Below are 16,158 nucleotides of genomic sequence, written 5' to 3' on the forward strand. Positions count from 1 at the left end.
TATCATGAGAACCCTATATTGACAACCTCCTCAAAGCGCCTTTCCACCACCACGCTGGTTGGCACAATACGCCAGACGCTGCTACGGGCCAAGGAAGGACACTTGCCAGCCAGCAGGCAGATTCTGGAAATGATAGTGTTGCGACTGTTTTATGGCCTGGGCCCAAGCCACTACCATATCGCGAGATATTGGCGCAGGGAGCTACCCTGGCGTTTCAAGACCGGCTTTTGGACATACAAGAAGTTTCGCCGCTTTGTAAGCAAACTGAATCCGCCTGCCTACCAGAAACTGTCACAGAACAAAATCAGCGAAAAGGCAATTCTGCAGCTGTTTCAAATCCCCACACCCCATTTTTTCGGGCGGCTTCATGCCCGTCTTGGCGTCGCCGCAACGGGGGAAAGACTGATTAGCGGTGATGATTTAACGCAATTCATACTGGCAAAGCCCCAGATTGACCGACTGTGTTTCAAGCTGGTTGAGGGCTATGGCGGCACGGGCTTTCGCGCGGTCAGCGTGGTGAGGGAGCCGACATTGAGTTTAAGACTGCTCGACACGGGCGAGCAAATGACTGTTTCACAATTTGTCGATGACGTTCTGCAGCCCGGCACCGGCGCCGACTATATCATTGAGGAGTACTTTCAGCAGCACCCCGAACTCACTCGCTTTAACGCCTCCAGTGTCAACACCCTCAGAATTTGGGCCTTCAGCAGAGGGGACACCAATACTGCCCTGGGTGGGTTCCTGCGAGTCGGCCGCTGCGGAAGCCTCGTGGACAATACGAGCCGGGGAGCGCTGGCGTTTTCTGTCGATACGAAAACCGGCGAAATAGGCACAGGCATGATCAAGAGTATCTGGAACGAAACCTTCGAATCACATAAGGACTCGGGAGAAAAAATCACAGGAGGGAGCGTTCCATTCTGGCACGAATCGGTGAATCTGGCTATTCGTGCGGTGGCAGCGTTTCCTCATCTGCAATTTGCCGGCGTAGATATTGCAATAACGATCGATGGTCCCGTGGTAATAGAACTCAACGTGGAGCCGGATCCCACCTCCGCGTTCATTTTCGACCGGTCTCACGAGGATATATTTGGAATGCCGGGACTATTTGAACAGATGGATAATGTACACTAATTTACGTTACCCCTGTCACAAAGATCAACTGACTGCGCTTATGTCCCGTGTCTTGAGTTATCTGTTGGATCCCAATCTGGGGAAGTTTCCGCCAGTTTCTTCAACCGGCTAAGCAGAATGGGTCTCAAACCCCGCCCATACGCCACCTGCGTGCTATCACTGCCGTAGTTAGAGTTTGTCTCCACTACAAAAGGGCCCTCATCGGTAATGGCCACGTCCCAACCCAGGGATTTGAGTTCCGGCAGGGTAGACTGCGCCCGCAACACCAATGCTTTTGTCTCTTCCCAGAAGGGCACCAATCGACCAGCAACATGATGGCCGGTGTCGGGGTCAACCGCGAAGCTGATAATACAGGGAAAGTCCTTGCTCAGGGAGCCCTTGGCAGGCCCCAGTCTACCGCTGGCGATATCGATCTGTGCAACCATGTTGCCGCCTCGCCCCATATCAAAATTATCAGTCTCGTTGAGGCCGCGCGCCAGTTTCAGCACGGCAGTCAACAGCGCCGGGCCCTCAGGTGTCATGCACGTCAAAAGCCTGGCAGTGCTCAAGGCCCTACAGGAGCTGACCTCCTGCAGGCGAGAGTGTGTATTCACTACCGGCTGCACCAGCCAGCCACGGCTGGCGCCCTGACGCTTGCGACAGAACTCGTAGAGATCTCCTGTAGTTCCGGTTTCACCGCAGTAAGACCAAATTGTATTACTTCGCTCCGCGCTGAAGGCACCGTAACCATGAGCCCCCCCCATCAGCTTGAAAAACAGCGCGTCCGGCGCCGACCCGATACAACGACAAAAATCCTCCCGCAGTTCGTCATCCGACAAGCTGTGTTCCAGTGGATCATGGAAAATCGTTTGTATATGGGCGAGACCATAGGCTTCACAATGTCGGGAGAACAAAATCTTGTTGTCGGCGACACTGCGCTTGGCTGCAGGGTTCAGCTGTTGTAGAACCACCTCCAGATCTTTCTCCTGCTGAAAGTGTTTCCACTCTGACTGAGGAACCCCTGCCATGCCTAACATGGCATGCATTCTCGGCCCCAGCCTAAAAACCAGCCTGGCCTTCGCTACGCTTCTGATAGCCGCGAGGGCTGAAAGGTTGTGGACATTTCTGGCTACCGAAACTGCTTCAACATAGTCATCCAGCTTACCCAAACCACCCACTGTCCATTTCTCCTGAACCACCCCGAATTCTTTGAAGACCAATTGATTGAGTCAGATGCCTGAGCCAACTCCTCCTGTCGACGCGAGAGGGACACGTCAAACTCTACAGGCGGGATAGTGCCGAAAAGCGACCGGCAAGCTCCCCATCATAGTTGCCCGACAGTGGCTCCAGCAACCAAATTGGGTGAAAAACACCCTGGCCAACCCGCTCGCCCAAAGCCTTGGCACGGATGTTTGGCGGCCTTGCCGAAAACGATAGACAGGGTTGAGTGCCATCATCTAGTCTTGAATATTTTCGTTGGCGGGAGCTATGCATGCGTCGTGACATTCAGCTGCTCAGGGGGATTGCTGTTCTCGTGGTCGTTTTGTACCACGCCAGTGTAGGAATTTTCAATCAGGGGTTCCTCGGCGTCGATGTGTTCTTTGTCGTTTCAGGATTTCTAATTACCACGATTATTCTTAAGGGACTGAATAGAAACGACTTTTCCTTCTCTCAGTTCTATTTACGTAGAGCGCGGAGGTTGCTCCCGGCTCTCTATTGCACCCTCTCTGCAACCACAATATTGGCATATTTGTTTATAACCAATTCTCAAAAAACTGATTTTCTTTACCAGCTTTTTGGTTCGTTAACCTTCACTTCAAATTTTGTGCTGCCGATTCAAGTTGGCTACTTTGAGAGCAGCGCGGAATCCAAGCCACTACTGCATATTTGGTCCTTGTCTCTAGAGGAGCAATATTACTTCTTTTTGCCTGTATTTTTGTTTGCCATCCCGAGAAAACTCAGGCTCCCAGCTTTAGCCTCCATCACTTTGGCAAGTCTAATTTTGTGTTTTGTGTTGGTATCCAACGGAGACCATCCTGCTCCATATATGTGGCGTTATAGCGAGGCCACTCTCGCTGAATGGGCATTCTTTCTTTTTCCAACTCGAGCATGGGAACTGCTGGCTGGGTCTTTGTGCGCCTGGCTTATGCTGAGCAGGCCTGACTTCAAGGTATCTTCCAAGATTAAAGTTGCTTCTGTTGCCGCCATTGTCGCGCTTTGTACAATCAGCATCGATCCAGTCGTTCATCCACGGGGCGATGCCCTCCTAATAGTTTTTGCGACGTCCTTGATAGTGCTCGGTCGGGGTGAGTGGCTTCCGCAGTGGTGGCCGATCAAGCTTATCGAGAGGGTTGGGGATTGGTCCTATTCGATCTATTTGGTTCACTGGCCCTTATTTTCGTTTGCCTATCTTGGTTATTTGGAGTTGGTGCCGAATGTTATTAAAATATTGCTTATTGGTGCATCGATCTTCCTCGGGTATGTCCAGTACACATATGTGGAAAGACCTTTCCGCTCGCAGATTTCTTTACAGCCGAGAGCTGCGTGGATTGGGTTTTCTACGTCTACATTGGCATTATTGGTGCTGACCGGCCCAATGATAAGTGGTGGATTTGGTGAGCAAAAGGATCTTGATGATGCCCTGAGTACTAGAGCAGTCAACTTCGGTCTTTCTAAAGACTGTGACGGATCTATTCTTGAGCACAGTGTCAAAGCATCCTGCATGACAGGCAGAGAACCAAACATAGCTATATGGGGCGATAGTTACGCGATGCATCTAGTGCCGGGGATCGCCACCATTCATGAAAACATCGTTCAGTTAACTAAGTCTGTCTGTGGTCCCGCTATAGGGATTGCGCCTATCAGTGGCCGCTATGGCAAGGATTGGGCCGAAGAGTGCACTGCTTTTAACAACTTGGCTCTAGAATATATACTGAATAGTGAATCCATAACCCATGTTATTTTGAGTTCAAGCTTTAATCAGTACTTTAAAGCCCAAGATGATGACTCATTTCTTGTAGACGGAGATGTTGTCGCAAAAAGTCCTGCGTTGGCAGTCAATGCATTTGTACAAACAATAGCTATGCTCCAAAGTGCAAACAAAATTCCAGTGCTTGTTTCTCCTCCACCGCGATCAGGATTTAATGTCGGTGAGTGTCTTGAAAGAACAGATTCTAACTTGGTGATTCTGCGCAGCGACTGTCAGATTCTGCGATCAGAATACGTGACATTTGATCAGGAGATAATTGAAGCAATAGAGGTTATTGAGCAAGAAACAAAAGTGAGAGTTATCTGGTTGCACGATACTTTGTGTGGGAACGTTTCCTGTGAAAGTTTAATTCACGGAGTTTATGTATACAGGGATTCAGGTCATCTTTCTATAGCAGGCTCGAAGGCGCTAGTCCCTCGACTGAAGTTGATCTAAGCTTGTATTTTCCAATTTGTCCGAAACGTACTGCAAATTGGTTCCAGTGTCCAAATAGACGCCGGCTCGCTGCACCATTACGTATAGTATGCAAGGATCCTGAACGTGAGCTCCGTCCAATGGCTAATCTAGGTCCGTTACAGTACTCAGCGCTCGCGCTGCACCCTATCCGGGGAACCGGATATGCAGATCTCCCGCCACAATTGCTGGCGGCCGAAAAGGCACTGTGCAGTGAGGCAGCAGCCACGGTGAGTCAATTCAACAGGCAACTTCTCGGCTTCCTTCTACAGAAATTCAGCCTCAACACCCCGCCCTGGCAGCTTCCGGAAAATGTTTTCAAGCTGTATGACATTGAACTGGAAAGACTAGAGCACGTTCATGACTTCCAGTTTGACGGCTATTTCAGCTTTCAGAATGACCTGTTCCGCAAGGATTTGGCCATTTTGCTTCATCGCCTGATCCCATTTGGGGCTGAGTTCGCAAACCCGCACTCCGGGATACCTCGTTCTCTTGCGATCAGAGCGGGGCCGAATCAGGCCATCAAAGTCATGCGGGCGATAGTGGCCAGCCGAGGAGTTCGGCCATTTCTGGAACTTCACATGCATCCGGAGGTGAAGGAGCATTTTCATCCGGCAGGCTGGATCGATACCTATGAGCGATTGGCTGATTTTCTGCAGCTAAATCCCGCGTTTCGTGGGGTGCAAAGCGCAAGCTGGTTTCTGGACCCCGCCCTCAAACAGGTCAGCCCGCGCCTAGTGTATCTACGGGAAGTTCCTGAGCAATGTGGCGCTTACATCCTGTTCGCTGGCATGGACAAAGAAGGGAAGTCGGGCGCACTGGATACCTCCCCCACCAGACGTTGCCTGTACGAATCGGGAGACTATCAACCGCGAATCTTTACCAGAATCTGGCCAAAATCAAACATCTTGCAGCGGCAATGGCGGCACCTCCAGCCCGCTGCGATGGCATGAACTAGCGGGGCGCCTAGCGGGGCGCCTAGCGGGGCGCGCCCGAATCCAGCCATTCAGCCAGACTCTGCAATTCCTGTGGAGTAATACTCACGGGATGGTCGGGACCGAGATCGATATCGTCAGCAAAGGTGGCGTCCGTACGGCCATCCAGCCGCCGGTTCGCTGCTTTCCAGTAAAGCAGGCTTTCCCGCGCGAACATGTTGTTGACGTATTTGCTGGTATAGGGCCGCTGCAAGCCGTATCTCCGCCTTGGGTCTGTCGTCTCCCTCACCTGAACCCGCCTTTCGGGAAGCACTGACTCCTGAAAAAAGTCCCATACCAGCTTGTCGTAGTCCATCAAGGGCACATCGTCCACGTGGCAGGAAAGGCAGCGGCGCTCAAAAATTGGCTTGATGCTTTCCTCGTAGGTAGGCACTTGGCGCGCATCCATTAGCCTGACGGGCTTGGCGGCAAAGGCCATTGATGCATCATAGGCACGCCCCGGGCTCGAGTGCTGATGACACCCCCTACACACACGCTTCTCACCTGGCCGCAAGGACTGAGGCACCTGATCACGCTTGATTACGCGCCCTTCGGCGTCTACTCCCGCCATAACGAAGGGCACATTGCAGGGCAACTGGGCCTTGAATGAGCCATCCGTCAGCAGGGGCGCATCGCCCAACAAAACCAGACGGTTACCTATCGAGTTCTTGAACTGGGCCTTGCCCACCGGGTTGGGGATCACCTTCCAGAATCGGATGGCGGCGAGTTCGGTGGCTGGCAAGCCATCAATCTCGCCACCATTGTTCGCGGCTGTCGCATAGTTGTTGTTGAAATCGTAAGGTCGCCGGGGTTTGGTCTCCCCCGTAAGCGCGTCGCTGCTCGCGATCTGGCAAGTGCTGTCATGCGTCATCTTTGGCGCGGGGTTCTCGACATTGCGCGCCCTGACAACCCGGGCACCAAATTCATGCCAATCAGGGTGATCGACAACCTTGACCAGGTCCTGCATGTTTTTGGAGGGTAACACCGAGGTATGATACAGCCCGACATCACAGGCACGCTTGTCCGGCTGGTCCGCAACCGCGCGCTGAAAGCTCTGCACCGATCCGGAGACCTGGGTGCAATAGCCACGCCCCACTGTTAGCAGCAACTGATCGCCTTCCATGCCCTCGGGGTAGCCAATCTTGCCCAGGAACTCCCCGTTCTCCGTGAAGGAAGCCTCATCATTTGATTTCGACCAATCGGCCACGTTGTAGATACCCCGGGGGAGAAATGCAGGAAGTGCGCCCTCTACACCCACAGGCTCCGGTGGCCAACAAAAAACGTCACCCAGACCAAGATTATTAGCCCGATAGTAGTTCGCCACGCAGATGTCACCATTCTGGCGCTGGCCAAGGAAGTGCAAGGCCTTCATTGTCTTGGTCCGGCCAGTGCTGGCCTGTAACGATGTCCGGTGGGCACCAAGCAGGGCGGTCATATCTCCCCCTCGCGCATCCATGTCCATTACCACCCAGAAGTTATCGAGAGTGCCAGGCCAATTGATACTGCCATTGGTACTGCTGTACGCCAGATTATGACTCAGCCAGTGCGACCCATAAGCTACCCTGCCGCTGTCGAGTAAATAGGGATGCATCGCCGAAGAAACTTCGTGCGGTGTAACATTGACCGCTTTGCGTCCGTCCGCATCGGCAATATAGAGCTGCGTATGTGGACGGTTATTGGGCGTAATCCAATGTAACCGGGGCTCGCGAAAAGGCTGCCGACTCGACGCAAACATGATCCGACCGTCGGGTAACCAGGCTGGGGATACATCGAACACGCCCGCTTGGTGCGCGAGTGGTGTCACCAAGCCTGTTTCAAGATCCACCACATGCAGGCGGGCATGCGAAGCCCGGGAAAGCACCCGATTGGGCAGCGTGGCGCCATCCCACCAACCGTTACCCAGCTTCTCACCATAGTAGACGGAGAACAGCACGCGGTTGCCGTCCAGGGACACAGCCGCATCCAGTGGCACACAGGGCTGCGCAAGCTCGAAGCAGTCAAAAAGTATTTGCTCCGAACCGTCAGGATGGCGAAGAACCAGTTGGCCTGGTGCATTAAAGCCGCTGAACACGCGTCTGGTGTCGGGTAGCGCATCCCAAACATCGGGGCTGTCAAGCTGGAATTCAGAGCCATCGCGCAACGTCGCTACAGCAGGACCACGGGTACGCGGCACGCGTGTATAGACCACGGAGGTAGTCAGCCTGGCTGAAGGATCGCCAGGGGCAACGGCGCTGTCTCGCGGCCCCGGTTGCGGAGGATCCTCTGAGGGAGTGGCTACTGGCGCGGGGTTGACCGGCGCAGCATTGGGTACCGGGGGACTCGGGGGGGCTGGGGCTGGGGCTGGGACCGGAGAATCTGCAGGGGCATTCTGCGCACCAAGGCGAATTCTGACGTACTCCGCCCACACCTCCGCCGCCTTCCCCGAGTAGCGCTCGATATGGACATCCTGTCCGATGGCACTACCTGCCAGGAACAAGCACGCAAACAGCGCGCTACGCAAAAGCGTTGTTGCTACGTTGACAGGCACCACTGACTCCCGGGGGCAAACCCATGACTATTGGACAAGTCTAGCACACGCGCAGCCACCTGCCGCGAAGTCACTCAATGGTCTGCCTGGCGTTCAGAGCCATGCGGATCAGGTACTTCACGCGGCTCCTGTCCCAGGGGGTAAAGCGAGGTAGCTCAAAACGGGGCGTCGGAGGGGAAGATACGCCCCAGTTTGTGGTTACCGCGGCGAGGAAGCCGGCATCACGTACCAGATTGACATCCACTCGTCGGTAGTCCTGATCCCTGCGACCATTTGGGTAGGCAAAGTAGCTGACCGGCTCGCCAAGAATGGCCTCCAGATCCGCCTTGCCCCGGGTAATCTCGCTCCGCGCTTCATCCTCATCAAGGGATGCCAATATCGCATGGGAAACCGTATGGCCGCCAACCTCCACGCCTCTACGCCTTAGCTCCCGCAGCCCCTCGTGCGTCAACATCAGCCCCTCGCTGCGAGTTTTCGCCGCCTCCATCAGATACTGCACAACCTCCGTACGCCGCTCCAGCGGGAGATACTTGCTCGCGCGAATAATTCCCATAGCGGTACTCAGGCGGCCGGAACCATCCTCCACATCAAACTCGCCCAAGCCCAGCAAACGGAGATCCAGTGGGCCCGGCCTGAGCACCCGGAGTGCCTCGATAATGCTGTCGTTCCACATTTGCCCGCCCGAGAGAAAGCCCGAGCTGACAAACACCGTGGCGGCAAAGCCGTAACGTTCCAGTACCGGCAGCGCCACCGTGAGGTTGTCGGCATAGCCGTCATCAAAGGTTATACACACACTGCGCGGAGGCAGGCTACCATGCTCCAGATACTCAAGAGCATCGCGCAGGGATAGCACATTGAAGTGATCCCGGAGCAAACCCATCTGCCACTCGAACTCCCGGACCGTGATCTCGCCCGGGCGCATGCTGTCGGGCCGGGGGAGAACCCGATGGTATATCAGGATGGACAGCCCCTGCGCGCCACACGCGCTCCACAAGGCTCGATATGCAATGTCCTGGAGTGATTTCATGCGCGATCAACAACCCCCGACGCCGCAGCGCGCGTTCCCCGCCTCCGTGTCGGATAGACTCTCCTGCCCTCTCCAGCAGGTGAACTGGCGGACACATCGGTCGGCGATTTTTCCCTAACGAGTAGCTCATCCCGTCGAAGCGTCATCACCGCAATAATCCCCAAAACCGAATAGAGCAGGTCAAAGTAGGCGAGGCTGACATTGGCCCCGGTTATCCCATATCCCACAAGGGACAGCGTCAGAGATCCTGCCAACTTGTGGTACCAATCGACCTGGTGGGACCGGCCGAGAGAGGCATTGCGCAGGTTGGTCAGCAGCGCCAGGGCAAGTATCGTCAGGAAGATAAACAAGCCGATAAAGCCATGGTCGCCCAAAACCTGGAAGTAGATATTGTGCGCGGCCTTGCTGCCGCTGTACTCGGGTATCGGGGGGGTCTCAAGGAACGTAAATTTTGGCGTAAAGGGAGCATAGTATTCCCATATCCGGCGATCAAGAACTGCCTTGAACCCTCCTCCCGTCAACGGATGGTCCAGAGCCAGCAGCGTGGATATCTTCCAGGCCCACAGGCGCCCGATGAAGGAGCTGTCTTCTTCCGCCGCAGTCGAAATTGTAGCCTGGCGTTCGCGCCAGTCCTCAGGGGCACTCTGATACAACACTGGCAGAGCCAATAGAGCCAGAATCGCGAGCGGTACTTTGTAACGTGACCTTAGCCAGAACGCCACAGCCAGAATGGCCAGCCCGATAAACCCGCCTCGGGAACCGGTACCGACCACGCTCACCACGTTGAGGAGGAGAATTCCCCAGAGACCCAGCCTCACGGTCTTGTGCCGGGTTACCTGAATCAGGTACACCACGAGTGGAATACACATGTTGATGGCGACCGCGAAGTCATTGCGGTCGGCGATAATACCGGCGCGCCCAGAGATCATGTGGCCCCCACCGGACAGAATGAACTTCACTGCCTCCATTGCCGCATAGGACGAAATCGAGAGCACAATCGCCCAGATCAATGTGTCGATATGCAAGCGCTTGCGCACTGCCAGCGTGATAAAGAAAAACAGCATCAATACCTTGATGAATTGATTCCAGTAGTCCCACACCATGGCCGGGTAGGAGTTCAAATTCACAGTTGTGGTCACCAGGGTCCAGAGGCCAAAAATAAAGACCCAGACACCAAGGCCATTCACTTTGATGTCCTTGTTCCGGGTCGCAAAGAGATACGAAAGCGCCGTAACCACTACAATGGTGAGGTTCAGGCGAAAATCCTGCGAAAACCCGAACGCCCAGTAGGATGGCGCCATCAGGGCTATCCAGATCCAGGCGGCAACCCCCAGATAGGGTCGCTTGAACGAGTAAAAAATCGCGACAAACAGGAAGATCACCAACAGCAGATCGCGCATCAGTCCTTGTCCTGCCGGTCGGACCACCAGAACAGGTAGCACACGGCAATAATCACCATCAGCAAATACAGACTATCGATCATCTGTCTGCCACCCGACTCACCACATACCGGAACTTTCCCGAGACCTCACGCCCGATCGCCCCGGCCTCTACCACCTCAATCCGGACCCCTTTCCCCAAGCGCCCCTTGAGCCCGGTCTCTATCTCGGCGATCATGTTCTGCGTCAAAGTGTCTCGCGGCACCACCTCCACCCGCGTCAGGTCCAGTGATTCCTGCACGATCCGGAAGTTCGCCACTCCCGGCATGTCACGCAGGACATAGATAAGCGCCAGTCCATGCAATACTGTGCCATCTGCCGCAGTCACAAAATCCGTGGTGCGCCCTTCGACACTGGCCAGTACCGGCAGGCTGCGGCCGCAGGCACATGTGTCATCGGTGAGTATACCCACGTCACCCGTACGATAGCGCACAAACGGGAACTCGCTGGTAAACAGGTGGGTAACCACAATCTCACCCTGTTCCCCGGCAGGCAGCACGTTGCCATCACCATCGACAATTTCCACCACCATATCCTCGGCGGTAATATGCAGGCTACCTTCGGGGCAGGCGTGGGCGATAAAGCCGGCGTCTCGGCCGCCATAGCCATTGGCCACGGGACAACCGAAGGTCTGTTCGATGGCTTCCCGCTGGTGCTCGTAGAGCTTCTCCGAAGTCACAAAGGCAACCTTGATGCCCAGGCCATCCAGGGCCACACCCTGCTCCCGGGCAAAGCCGGCGATATGTGCCAGCGACGAGGGGTAGCCGAACAGCATTTTTGGCCGCACCCGGCGAATACGCTCAACAAACCTGTGCAGGTTGTCCGTGGACATCTCGAAGGCGGATAACAGCTCGGTGCGAAACAGCTTGTCCCGCAGCAGCCGCACCCTATCCTGGGAACCGAGTTCGATCGGCGAGCCCCATACCACGATCTCCGGGTCGCCAATATCCACTCCCCACCAGCGGGTGGCGCGACGCTTGGCCGCCACATCGTGGCTCACACGTTCGTTGCCCCGGTAGAAGATCAGCGGCTCGCCGCTGGAGCCACCGGTGTTGAAACGCATGAGGCCGTGCGCATCCCGAGCCTTGAGCTGTTCCGTGTGGGCGCGGATGGTGGCCTTGTCCAATAGAGGCAGGCGCTGCAGATCGGCCACTGAGCTCACCGCCTCGGGCTTGAAGTCCAGTTCCGCAAACAGATTCTCGTAGTAAGGCACGGTGAGGCCGATTTTCACCAGGTAGCGGCGCAGGTTGTCCAGCTGCCGCTGCGCCATCTCCTCGGACGAGAGCCACTGGGACTGCTCCATCGCCCGGTGCACGGCGATGGTGTCGTGGCCCTTGAGCTTCTCATGCAGGGGGAACAGCACCCGCCCCACAAGCCGCTGGTACAGGCTCATGCGGCGGCCCCCTGCTGCCGGCCCGCTACCTGAGCATATACATCCAGCCACTGCTGGCGGACTGCGGGCCAGCTGTACTGGGCCACCTCGGCGATACCATTGTCCCGCAACTGCTGTCGCAACTGCGCGTTTGCGCGGCAACGCAAGATGGCGGCGGCCATGGCCGCAGGGTCATTGGCTGGCACCAGCAGGGCGGTGTGTTCATGCTGCACAATGAACCGCACGCCGCCCACATCGGTGGAGATCACCGGCACTCCGCAAGCCAGCGCTTCGATAACCGAGTTGGGCATATTGTCCACGGTGGTGGGATTGAGCATGGCGTCGGCCTGCGCATACAGGTTGAGAATACCGGGCCGGTCCAGGCGGCCTTCGAAGCACACCGCGGCCGCGATGCCCAACTGCTGGGACAGTGCCCGCAGCTCCGCCTCCTGGGGCCCACTGCCGGCAATACGCAACTGCGTATCCGGGGCCTCTGGCAATACCGCCGCCAGCGCCCGCAAGGCTGTGTCGATACCATAGATGGGCTCCAGATTGCGGGTGATCACCAGAGTGAAACCTTTAGCGCTGGTAGTGGGCGTGGGTACGGGCCGGAACACGCTCTGGTCAACAATGTTGGGAATGATCCGGGTGTGCTGGCCGTAGTCCGCGAACACGGCCTGCAGGTAGCCCGAGGGCACCACCACCAGAGCAGATTTCTTTAGGGAAGGGTACACCCAGCGCCAGGAGTGCCGGAAGTACTCGCTGGCTTCTCCGCCCCGATAATTGACGATCACAGGGCAGCGACGCAGCCCGGCCAGCCACAGCACCGGTGCGGCAAACAGCTGCCAGGACCAGCCAGAGTTGGCCATCAGGTGAATCACATCCACCCTTCCCGCCAACCGCCAAACCGCCAGCAGGTACGGCAGCAAGCGGAACAAGGCACGCAAACCCGGTATGGTGGCCAAAAGTGCTGGCCTATAAGGAGCATTGGTGGCCACCTGACTGACCTTGAGCCTCTCTGTTCGCATTAGCCGCGCCAACTGCTCGGTCTGCATCGCCATACCGCCATTGGGGGGCGGGACGGGGCCCACTAGACCCAGGTGCAGTTGCATGGTCGCTATGCTCACCCGCCGACCACGAACTGGTCATCGCGCACGGTGGCCTGGAACATCAGCAGGGTCCACAGGGGCGCGCTGTGATCCCGCAGTCCGGACTGGTGTTCATCCACCAGCCGCGCCAGGTAGTCCTGGTTGAATAGCCCGGTGGCCGCCAGCCCGCCGCTTTCCAGCAGGTCCTGGCGCAGGCGCTGCCGCAGGGGGCCGCGGAACCACTTCGCCAGCGGCACCCCGAAACCCATCTTGTCCCGGTACAGGACGTCGTGGGGCAGGTGGGACTCCAGGGATTTCTTCAGCAGGTATTTGCCCTCCTGCCCGCGCAGCTTCCAGGCCGGGGGCAGACCGGACACCCATTCCGTGAACGGGTGGTCGAGGAACGGCACCCGCACTTCCAGGGCGTGGGCCATGCTCGCGCGGTCGACCTTGGTGAGGATGTCACCGACCAGGTAGGTCTTCATGTCCAGGTACTGGATCATCGACAGCGGGTCGTCGGTCGGGCTGTTGGCGGCATGGTCGTCGAACACGCTGTGCACGGAATAGCCCTGCAGCTCGCGTTTGAAGCCATCGCTGAACAGCGCCGCGCGCTGTTCGTCACTGCAAATGGAGACCGAGTGCAGGTAGGCCTGCACCGAGTTGCGGGCCAGGGCCTGGAAGGTGGTCTTGGCCCGGAACACCCGCGGCGCCCAGTCCGCCTTGGGGTACAAGCGGCCGAGGGCGCCGAACAGGGGGCGGCGCAGACCCAGGGGCAGGGCCTGGCGCAGGCGCTCCTCGTGCATGTGCCAGCGGTAGCGGCGATAGCCGGCAAAGTGCTCGTCGCCACCGTCGCCGGACAGGGCCACGGTCACCCGCTGTTTGGCCAGCTGGCAGACCCGGTAGGTGGGAATGGCGGAGCTGTCGGCGTAGGGTTCGTCGTAGAGCGCCCCGAGTTCGTCCAGCAGGCCGAAGTCCTCGCTGCTGACGGTCTCCTGAAAGTGGTTGGTGTGGTAGCGCTCCGCCACCATCGCCGCGTATTCGGTTTCGTTGAACCGCTTGACGTCAAAACCGATGGCGCAGGTGTTCACCGGCTCGCTCTGCAGTTCGGCCATCATCGCCACCACTGCGCTGGAATCCACTCCACCGGAGAGGAACGCGCCCAAAGGCACCTCCGCCACCAGCCGCACCTGCACCGCCTCGCGCAGGCGCGCCAGCAGTTCCGCCTGCAGGTCCGCTTCACTGGCTGCCGCCACCGGGGCGAAGGGAATGTCCCAGTACTGCTGCTGTGCCGGCACCGGCTCGCCGTGCTGGAGCAGCAGGGTGTGGCCGGGGCGCAGCTTGTAGACATCGCGGTAGATGGTTTTCGGTTCCGGCACATAGCCCAGGGCGAAGTAGTCTTCCACCGCCCGGGGTTCCAGTTGCCGCGACAATTGCGGGTGCGCCTTGAGCACCTTCAACTCCGAGCCGAAGATAAGCTGGCCGTCCGGCAGCACGCTGTAGAACAGGGGCTTGATGCCAAACCGGTCCCGGGCCAGGAACAGGTTGCGGGCGGCGCGGTCGTACAGGCCGAAGGCGAACATGCCGCGGAAGCGCTGTACACAGGCCGCGCCCCAGGCCTGCCAGGCATAGAGGATCACCTCGGTGTCGCAGTGGGTGCGGAACTCATAGCCCAGGCCCCGCAGCTCCTGCATCAGCTCCCGGAAATTGTAGATCTCGCCGTTGTAGCTGACGCAGAGGTTGCCATCGGCACTGAACATGGGCTGCTGGCCGCTGGCCAGGTCGATGATGGACAGGCGCCGGTGGGCCAGGCCCAAACCCGGCTCCGTGTGCAGGCCGCCCTCGTCCGGGCCGCGGTGGAACTGGGTCTGGTTTATGGCCGCCAGCAGCTCGCGGTCGGGCTCGCGCTGCCTGGTCAGGTCAAAGATGCCAGCGATACCACACATAATCAGGTCCTGTCCGATTCCACCAAAGAGCCTGAGCGAGAATCGCGCACCAGACGTATCCGTATGAACTGCAGCTCACCAACAACGATAGTAAAACATTCCAAGCCACATATACCCAAACTTCGCGAGCCATCTCCAGAGAAGACAAATAGTGATCTAAGAATCAACAGAAATAGTGAACTGTTCATCTCTTCACAACCTCGTGCCGAGAATCAGTTTTCGAAAACCCGGAATCACGTACAAGATCGCGCACCCCATCAATAGGCGACTGAAGAAGTGCCACAACTACTCGAGATACTGCAATTGTCGCCAGTGTGATAGCGGCCAATTGTGCAGCTGATGAAACTTCATCCACAAAATCAAAGTACTGGAAGGCCACCAGGCAAAGAAATCCAACCTGGTAGTGAATCAAGTAAATGGGGTAACTCAAATCTCCAATCCACTTGTCAGCCTTCCTTCCTGAACTTGAGGTGTTGAGAAACGAGAGCGCAAGAACCAGTAATGAACAAATTACGTAGCTAAAGTAAAAAGCAAATTCTTTAGAGACAATGTCCCGAAACAGCAAAAAATTTAGCGCAAAGGAAAGGACGAGAACCGCAAGGATACCCGTTTGATTTCTTTTGACGAACGACTCAAATCGAGCACGCTGGAAATAGATTAGAGCCCCTGTAGAGAAAGGAAGACTCGCCGCAGCGATTGAAAAATATGTGTCAGACCAGGGAAACTGCGGGGAGAGCGCCGTCACGTGATAGACCAAACTGCAAACAAACCAGATAACGGTCACAAAGAAGTATTTCGAAAGCCCCAAACCTATGAGGGCGTAAAAGAACAACTCCACTGTCAACGCCCAGGCCGGTGGAGAGAGACGTGCCGAGCTGAGATCCGGGAATATGATGAAAATATTTTTAATGATTTCGTTTGCCGTTGTCGGATAGCGCATTGCGCTGTGGAAGTTACTGACTTCAGTGGAACCAAAAACAACGATCAGCCCCAATGTCAGTAAGCAAGCAACCCAGTAAATCGGATATATGCGGAGGCCTCGGTTAACGGCATACTTAAAAATTCCACCAAGGGAGAAACCGTAATTCTGATGCATTATTGCAGTCATAAGGTAGCCGCTCAGCACATAAAAACCGAATACGGCGTACGTTCCAATTGAAGGCACCTCGCCCAGATGCTGAAGCACAACCAGTAGAGCAAGAGCGGTTCTATAGATCCCAAACACTGACTGGTTCC

The 16,158-nt window shown here is 56.5% G+C and carries 11 protein-coding genes; 3 read left to right on the forward strand and 8 right to left on the reverse strand.

Translation table 11 applies throughout. The annotated features are described in order from the left end of the window. Positions 1–18 precede the first annotated feature (18 nt). Positions 19–1,131: a sugar-transfer associated ATP-grasp domain-containing protein gene (locus RLO07_RS11675; protein ID WP_462292326.1), complete on the forward strand. Its 1,113-nt coding sequence runs from the start codon at positions 19–21 to the stop codon at positions 1,129–1,131. Positions 1,132–1,169: 38 nt separating this feature from the next. Here RLO07_RS11675 and RLO07_RS11680 read toward each other — a convergent pair whose 3' ends face one another. Further along, on the reverse strand, positions 1,170–2,288 hold the full coding sequence (locus RLO07_RS11680) for a sugar-transfer associated ATP-grasp domain-containing protein (RefSeq protein WP_462292327.1): 1,119 nt from the start codon (positions 2,286–2,288) through the stop codon (positions 1,170–1,172). Positions 2,289–2,602: 314 nt separating this feature from the next. Between RLO07_RS11680 and RLO07_RS11685 the strand changes: the two genes are divergently transcribed. Together RLO07_RS11685 and RLO07_RS11690 are read left to right on the forward strand one after the other, a co-directional pair. Next, positions 2,603–4,534 carry an acyltransferase family protein gene (locus RLO07_RS11685; protein WP_462292328.1) on the forward strand — a complete coding sequence of 644 codons (1,932 nt, stop codon included), beginning with the start codon at positions 2,603–2,605 and terminating at the stop codon, positions 4,532–4,534. A 119-nt stretch (positions 4,535–4,653) separates the two neighbouring features. After that, positions 4,654–5,505 (forward strand): hypothetical protein, encoded by an 852-nt coding sequence (locus tag RLO07_RS11690; RefSeq protein ID WP_462292329.1) that lies wholly within the window; start codon positions 4,654–4,656, stop codon positions 5,503–5,505. A gap of 25 nt (positions 5,506–5,530) precedes the next feature. Here the strand turns inward: RLO07_RS11690 and RLO07_RS11695 are convergent, their stop codons facing one another. The 7 genes from RLO07_RS11695 to RLO07_RS11725 all read right to left on the reverse strand — a co-directional run bounded on the left by RLO07_RS11695 (position 5,531) and on the right by RLO07_RS11725 (position 16,147). Next, the gene (locus RLO07_RS11695) at positions 5,531–7,714 is read right to left on the reverse strand and encodes an HzsA-related protein (protein ID WP_462292330.1); all 2,184 of its coding nucleotides are present in this window, start codon (positions 7,712–7,714) and stop codon (positions 5,531–5,533) included. 409 nt (positions 7,715–8,123) lie between these two features. Then, on the reverse strand, positions 8,124–9,080 hold the full coding sequence (locus RLO07_RS11700) for a polysaccharide deacetylase family protein (RefSeq protein WP_462292331.1): 957 nt from the start codon (positions 9,078–9,080) through the stop codon (positions 8,124–8,126). Then, complete coding sequence (locus tag RLO07_RS11705) at positions 9,077–10,480, reverse strand: putative O-glycosylation ligase, exosortase A system-associated (RefSeq protein ID WP_462292332.1); 1,404 nt, start codon at positions 10,478–10,480, stop codon at positions 9,077–9,079. The genes RLO07_RS11700 and RLO07_RS11705 overlap by 4 nt, the downstream gene beginning before the upstream one ends. A 79-nt stretch (positions 10,481–10,559) precedes the next feature. After that, a complete protein-coding gene (locus RLO07_RS11710) occupies positions 10,560–11,912 on the reverse strand; it encodes a phenylacetate--CoA ligase family protein (RefSeq protein WP_462292333.1) in 1,353 nt (450 codons plus the stop codon). Next, positions 11,909–13,003 carry a glycosyltransferase family 4 protein gene (locus RLO07_RS11715; protein ID WP_462292334.1) on the reverse strand — a complete coding sequence of 365 codons (1,095 nt, stop codon included), beginning with the start codon at positions 13,001–13,003 and terminating at the stop codon, positions 11,909–11,911. The genes RLO07_RS11710 and RLO07_RS11715 overlap by 4 nt, the downstream gene beginning before the upstream one ends. A gap of 11 nt (positions 13,004–13,014) precedes the next feature. After that, entirely contained in the window at positions 13,015–14,922 is a 1,908-nt protein-coding gene (locus RLO07_RS11720; protein ID WP_462292335.1) for an XrtA/PEP-CTERM system amidotransferase, read from the reverse strand. 184 nt (positions 14,923–15,106) lie between these two features. Then, positions 15,107–16,147: an acyltransferase family protein gene (locus RLO07_RS11725; protein WP_462292336.1), complete on the reverse strand. Its 1,041-nt coding sequence runs from the start codon at positions 16,145–16,147 to the stop codon at positions 15,107–15,109. Positions 16,148–16,158 lie beyond the last annotated feature (11 nt).

This window comes from Haliea sp. (assembly GCF_040221975.1).
GTDB lineage: Bacteria > Pseudomonadota > Gammaproteobacteria > Pseudomonadales > Halieaceae > Haliea.

What these genes read in the sequence shown, in the direction of transcription:
- RLO07_RS11715 (WP_462292334.1), bottom strand. Translation starts at nt 13,003, where the DNA reads ATGCAACTGCACCTGGGTCTAGTGGGCCCCGTCCCGCCCCCCAATGGC.
- RLO07_RS11720 (WP_462292335.1), bottom strand. Translation starts at nt 14,922, where the DNA reads ATGTGTGGTATCGCTGGCATCTTTGACCTGACCAGGCAGCGCGAGCCC.
- RLO07_RS11685 (WP_462292328.1), top strand. Translation starts at nt 2,603, where the DNA reads ATGCGTCGTGACATTCAGCTGCTCAGGGGGATTGCTGTTCTCGTGGTC.
- RLO07_RS11690 (WP_462292329.1), top strand. Translation starts at nt 4,654, where the DNA reads ATGGCTAATCTAGGTCCGTTACAGTACTCAGCGCTCGCGCTGCACCCT.
- RLO07_RS11710 (WP_462292333.1), bottom strand. Translation starts at nt 11,912, where the DNA reads ATGAGCCTGTACCAGCGGCTTGTGGGGCGGGTGCTGTTCCCCCTGCAT.
- RLO07_RS11705 (WP_462292332.1), bottom strand. Translation starts at nt 10,480, where the DNA reads ATGCGCGATCTGCTGTTGGTGATCTTCCTGTTTGTCGCGATTTTTTAC.
- RLO07_RS11700 (WP_462292331.1), bottom strand. Translation starts at nt 9,080, where the DNA reads ATGAAATCACTCCAGGACATTGCATATCGAGCCTTGTGGAGCGCGTGT.